The organism is Ligilactobacillus acidipiscis DSM 15836, assembly GCF_001435755.1.
Taxonomy (GTDB): domain Bacteria; phylum Bacillota; class Bacilli; order Lactobacillales; family Lactobacillaceae; genus Ligilactobacillus; species Ligilactobacillus acidipiscis.
The window spans coordinates 1-5,524 of the sequence record NZ_AZFI01000139.1; the positions used below are offsets into that span (position 1 = coordinate 1).

Sequence of the window (5,524 nt, forward strand, 5' to 3'; positions counted from 1 at the left end):
AAATAAAGAAATAAAATTTTGAATTACTTAAAATTTTACGGGGGAATACTTATGGAAAATAATGTGAGGATACTCAGAGAAAAACTTAATTTAACTCAATCAGTCTTAGCTGACAAGGTTGGAGTTACAAGGCAAACAATTTATTTAATTGAAGTTGGAAAATACAATCCAACGATAAAATTATGTATTAATATCTGTAATGTACTTCAAACAGACTTAAATTCACTTTTTGATGTTAAGAAATAAGGAGGAGTAAAAATGAAAAACAAAGAAATTAAGGATGAACGTTTACAAACAAAGAGACTTAAGAATACAAAAAATCTTTTTATAATTCAAAATATTCTAATACTAGGTTTTATTGTTGTCCAAACCATTTATAATGGTTACTCAAGTTTATCAAAAAACCCCTTACTTTTTATTTTTCTAGTAACGAGTGTTATTATGTCCTTCCAAGAAATGACTATTACTAGAGATACAACAAAGAAGAATCCCTTAATACCAATAGCTATTGGGTTATTTTCAATAGTTATAGTAGCAACTATTGTTTTCTTTGTTTTTATTCCTAAAGTAAACGCCTATGTCTACTTCGGGACTCTTGTTTTGTCAATTATATTGGTTTTTTTATTGTCGTTATTCATATTAAAAAGGAGAAATGACAGATGAAGTTATATTGTAGCAATTGTGGAAAGCAGATACCAACCTGGACACAGGCTTACTTTTTTTTGGCGTTACCTGAAAAAGGAATGACTGAAATTCAAGCGTTTCTAAAATTAAATGCAAAAATTTATTGTAGAGAATGCATTCTTATTAAGAATTCTCGTTCAAAGAATTAGAAAAGAAATTTTTCTTATAAAACTTTGCTTTAGCGTAACTTTATTCACAACTTTTTAAAGCAAAGAATATTTCGGTAAAAAGTAATTCATTGTTGAACAGGAAACGCAATTTATGCAAACTTAATTGTTTTTCTCGTTTATTTTGTGGAGATAGCGATAAATAGTGGTCCGCGAAACATGCCACCGTTCAGCAATCGTTTTGATTGGCGTCTGATTATCAACTAGGGTTTTTAATAAGGTTAGATCTTCCGCAGAAAGTTTTTCAGGCCGACCGCCAACACGTCCGCGTGCTCGTGCGGCAGCACGTCCTGCGTTGGACCGTTCTAAAATTAAATTCCGTTCAAATTCCGCAAAAGCCGCAAATAGATGAAACATCAGTTGTCCAGTTGAGCTGTTTTTATCCATAGTGAGATTTTCTTGGAGGGTATGAAAACTCACGCCACGTGCGTTTAATTGATTGACCAAGTGAATTAGGTCTTCCATGTTACGCCCGAGCCGATCTAAGCGCCAAACCACAATCACGTCACCCTGACGGGCGAAGTCAAAAGCCTGAACTAAACCAGGACGTTCACTTTTTACTCCGCTTAAATGATCGGTAAAGATCTTTTCACACCCATATTGTTGTAAACTGTCTTGTTGCAAATCTAAATTTTGTAATCCCGTTGAAACGCGCGCATAACCAATTTTCATATGAAAGTCTCCTTTTAAGCGTTAGTGTACCATAACCGGGTTATAAAAGGTGTTAACTGAACATAGAAATAGTAATGGGTTTTTGAACACTTTTTAGGCTACATTTTGTCTGAGAATCATTAATTATGTCTGTGTTCATTAAATGGTGATATTCTGAACACTGCGAAATAAAAAACTGGTCAGAAATTTGACCAGTTTTTTATTAACAGAGGATTCTTGATTAAATTCATTTTGAATTTTGCTATTAAACGTTGAAAATGTCTCGAATGGCTTCTAGAGCTTTAGTTTTTAAAGCTTTGTTCAAGTGATCAACAACTTCGCCATGACGGGCAGTATAGTCATAACCTAATAAATTACTTAAAACTGCATATCCATGTATTTTTGAGCCACTAATTTTTAAAGCAGTTGGGAAATTATGGGGCAACTTAGAAGTAATTGGAAAACCAACTACCATACCAGTTCGTGCATTATAAACATCAGAGCTAATTACTAGCATTGGGCGGCGGATATTATTATTATTTTTGTTATGTCCGCCGTATTCGTGACCAGCATGTGGTTCAGCGTCAATCCAAATTAAATCTCCCTGATGAGGAAAATTATTATTACCAAACATTTTCTTTACCTACCAATTCGTTGTTATCTTGTAAATTTAAGTCCTTGATTGCAGTTCTTAAATCGTATTCAGGATTTTTCTCGAAAATGTTTTGATGAACAGGAACAAAAGAAATAATACCATTTTCATCCATAACTGGCTGATATTCAGTGTTTTCTTTGATTTTGAAATTAGCAGGAACTGTGATCATAACGGAATTTCCTTGTTTGCGTGTTTTGACAGTCATTTTAAATCGACTCCTTTCATTTATATGTTAAAGTAATTATATAAGTAATTACGCAAATTAGCAAATAAATTAGGCTAGTCGGTATATTTTAGCTTTTAAGAACATATAGGCACGGAATAAAAATAAAAAGAGTAGCCAAAGTTGGCTACTCTTTTTATAATGATTATTTGTTCTTTTTATTTAGAATTTCCTTTTTTGAAAGGAAACTTACACCCTCAGCCTCCATTTTTGATTCTAAATCATTTATTTTTTCTTCATAATCAAAAACTTTCTTTAACAGTGGGATTATGCCACCTATATATAAACCAGAAAAAATTGAAAGGAAGACTTTATTATCTACAACGCTTTTAAGGTTATTTCCAAAGTTGTCGAAAAACAATGAAGATTGGCTTGCGAGATAAAGAAAACTGAAAACAAGAACTCCAAGAACAAGACTGAAAGTTGTTTTACCAAAAAAGTCATAGGTTTTAACCATTTTTTCGTGCGATATTCTCCAATAATTATGTTTTTTTATTATTTCAGACATATTTGAAAGCCGCCTTTTCTCTGTTAAGCGAAACTAATTTGTAGTGATTTTCCAAAAGCATTGGCAATTTTTGAAATAGTGTTCATACTAATATTAGCGCCATTTTCAACGCGTGCAATTGTGGACTGTGGTAAACCAGACTTTTCAGCTAGTTCATGCTGGGTCCAACCGTATGCTTCTCGTTCATTACGAACTGCTACGGCACTGTTTAGTTTATTCATTTCAGCTTTAACGTCATTAGCAAAATTAGGATCTTGTAGATCTTGCGTAAAAATGTCGTTAACATCAGTTAAATAAGTTTTGTTAGTCAAGATTTTCATTTTCCTCTCTTTGATAGTATTCTGAACGGATCTCTTTAGCAGGTTTTATTTCTCTAGCAGGTGTTTTTTGGGACTTTTTAGTAAAACCATGCGTAATAATGTATTGATCTTCTTCAACGTGAAAGTACAATCCTCGTTGGATATTTGAAGCAACTTTGGATCTGATCTCATATAGGTTACTGTCTAATTTTTTGATCCACTCCATTTTGGCAGCTGTTAGCAGTCCTTGTTGTTCAATAGTTTTAATTAGTGCAATTAATTTTTTTCGATCTTTGGTAGGTAATTGTTGATAAAATTCAACAAATTCATCATGGCCGTTAAGCCGCCGATAACTTTTAAATTTTGGATTTTTCATAGTTGTATTATACCATATATTGAAAAGTATACAACTTATGATATACTAAAAATATACTTTGCTTAGACTTTTTGACGAAAAACTGGGGTAAATTAATCGAAACATGTATCGATACATGTTTCGATACAGAATGGAGTGAATCATTACATGAAGCGATACACCCAAAAGCAGATAGCAGAGGCTTCGGGGACATATAAGACAGCCGTGTATCGATACATGAAACGAAATAGTATCGAACCAGTATCGATACAAGGTAAAACATTGTATTACTCTGAAAAGGTTGCTATAAAGGCAATTGAAGAACTTAAGACCGATACATGTAACGATACAACCGATACAACGAAAAACACAAAAAAAGTGGTTAATTCAGCAGATAATGAGTTAGTCACCATGTTAAAGGAGCAATTAAAATATGAACGTCAAAATAACGAACGGTTGCATAATGAATTGGAACAGGCACACAAATTAATTGATCAGCAACAACAATTAAATTTAACGACCGCACATTTATTAGAAAATCACCAAAAAGAGGTATCACAGGAGCATTCTAACGTTCAAAAAAATACGCAGACGGAGAATGATACTGTAAAAACAAATGAGGGCTCCTCAGAAAATAAAAAACAGACGAAAAGTTTTTGGTCCAGAATTTTTAAAAGTTAACGGTTGCTATTCAAACAAAAAAAGCATATATTTTTAGTAAAGTTAAACATTCGAATATAAATGAGCGTATAAAAAAAGCCTCCACAGCTGGCAACTGCGAGACCGCGCCTATCTGACATAGACAGATAGATTAAGTTTAATCTTCATTTCAAACTATGTATAGAGTATAATACATAACCTGAAATAGTTCAATCTCTTAGTTTATCAAATTCAGATAGGCTAAGAGATTTTTTTATGCAAGCAGCATGGGTGCCTCTCATGTACTGCTATCTCGAAAAAATGCTGGAGGCAAGCAGCAAGGCAATCTATTAACTTTATAGTAATGGCACACTAGAAATAGTGGGAGGATCAGGAGGATAGAGCGAACGGTAAACAAGTAGACAGGGAAGACTAGCTAACCCGACCCTAAGAACAACGCTGGTGTCGTGAAACATTCTTATTGTGTTTTGCGGTAGGGTGTGACTGCCACCCGTGGACTTAGAGGCCACTAAAACGCTTAGCGGAGGGCTACAGTAGCATGGTGTAGTAATATGGTAACAGTATTGCGATAGTGTTAGGGACGCTTATATGTAATATGATCCGAACCACAAACAAAATAAGGATCATATGACTTGTTGAATGTTAGCACTAAGTTAGAGCCACAGGCGAATACATATAAGTAAAAAGATAATAAGACAACGACGGAGCAAGCGACCGACCGAGGTTGACTGGCTTTTTTTGTATCAATTTCATATTTGATAGATTTATTTCAATTTCTTATGGGATTAATACTGCCTCAAAAGCTTCACTCCCTCTCAAGGTATGGCTGGCTGCAGTGTTTGTCAATCTTTTAACGTGGTTAAAATCAATTTTCTAAGTTGCTGTTAGTGTTTTGACTTTATGAGCGAGAGCGATTGGTATGAAGATACCTTTTAGCGCCTTAGCGCAACGTTAAGTAAAACTGTAAGACGTTCTGACGAGCCTTAGCGAGTTTCAACCGGGGAGAAGTGGTAACAGTGAACTAACTAAGGTTTTGCTTTTAGTTTATTGGTGATCTCTAGTCCAGTCTTGGGTGTCTTTAAAATCGAGTTGAACTTTTTTAACACCAGGAACGGAATCATCTAAGTTTTGCACTTGTTTTTCGATAATTTGACACTGGTTGTTGATGTCGTGAGCTTGTTCAGTTTCAGCGGTAGTTGCGAGTGCTTCGTTGTCTACTGAGTTTTTGAGTTGGTTTTTTTGTTGGGTCAGTGAGGCTACTTTTTGTTGGAGTTCAGGTAATTCTTTTTTGGTAGCTTGAACCTGAATTATTCATACTTTTC

The 5,524-nt window shown here is 34.3% G+C and carries 9 protein-coding genes; 3 read left to right on the forward strand and 6 right to left on the reverse strand.

Features of this window, described 5'->3' with window-relative positions; all coding sequences use genetic code 11:
• Positions 1-51 precede the first annotated feature (51 nt).
• Entirely contained in the window at positions 52-246 is a 195-nt protein-coding gene (locus FC65_RS08490; protein ID WP_056972322.1) for a helix-turn-helix transcriptional regulator, read from the forward strand.
• A 12-nt stretch (positions 247-258) separates the two neighbouring features.
• Complete coding sequence (locus FC65_RS08495) at positions 259-663, forward strand: hypothetical protein (protein ID WP_056972323.1); 405 nt, start codon at positions 259-261, stop codon at positions 661-663.
• A gap of 290 nt (positions 664-953) precedes the next feature.
• On the opposite strand, the gene FC65_RS08500 is transcribed toward FC65_RS08495, so the two are convergent.
• The 6 genes from FC65_RS08500 to FC65_RS08525 all read right to left on the reverse strand — a co-directional run bounded on the left by FC65_RS08500 (position 954) and on the right by FC65_RS08525 (position 3,563).
• The gene (locus FC65_RS08500; RefSeq protein ID WP_056972325.1) at positions 954-1,523 is read right to left on the reverse strand and encodes a recombinase family protein; all 570 of its coding nucleotides are present in this window, start codon (positions 1,521-1,523) and stop codon (positions 954-956) included.
• Positions 1,524-1,767: 244 nt separating this feature from the next.
• The gene (locus tag FC65_RS08505) at positions 1,768-2,136 is read right to left on the reverse strand and encodes a type II toxin-antitoxin system PemK/MazF family toxin (protein ID WP_010499718.1); all 369 of its coding nucleotides are present in this window, start codon (positions 2,134-2,136) and stop codon (positions 1,768-1,770) included.
• The gene (gene mazE, locus FC65_RS08510; RefSeq protein ID WP_056972326.1) at positions 2,126-2,362 is read right to left on the reverse strand and encodes a type II toxin-antitoxin system PemI/MazE family antitoxin; all 237 of its coding nucleotides are present in this window, start codon (positions 2,360-2,362) and stop codon (positions 2,126-2,128) included. Before mazE ends, FC65_RS08505 begins: the two co-directional genes overlap by 11 nt.
• Positions 2,363-2,525: 163 nt before the next feature.
• Entirely contained in the window at positions 2,526-2,888 is a 363-nt protein-coding gene (locus FC65_RS08515) for a hypothetical protein (RefSeq protein ID WP_056972327.1), read from the reverse strand.
• Positions 2,889-2,911: 23 nt separating this feature from the next.
• The gene (locus FC65_RS08520; protein WP_082619074.1) at positions 2,912-3,199 is read right to left on the reverse strand and encodes a helix-turn-helix domain-containing protein; all 288 of its coding nucleotides are present in this window, start codon (positions 3,197-3,199) and stop codon (positions 2,912-2,914) included.
• Entirely contained in the window at positions 3,192-3,563 is a 372-nt protein-coding gene (locus FC65_RS08525; protein ID WP_056972329.1) for a type II toxin-antitoxin system RelE/ParE family toxin, read from the reverse strand. The genes FC65_RS08520 and FC65_RS08525 overlap by 8 nt, the downstream gene beginning before the upstream one ends.
• A gap of 147 nt (positions 3,564-3,710) precedes the next feature.
• On the opposite strand from FC65_RS08525, the gene FC65_RS08530 reads away from it, so the two are divergent.
• A complete protein-coding gene (locus FC65_RS08530; protein ID WP_056972331.1) occupies positions 3,711-4,223 on the forward strand; it encodes a hypothetical protein in 513 nt (170 codons plus the stop codon).
• Positions 4,224-5,524: the final 1,301 nt, after the last annotated feature.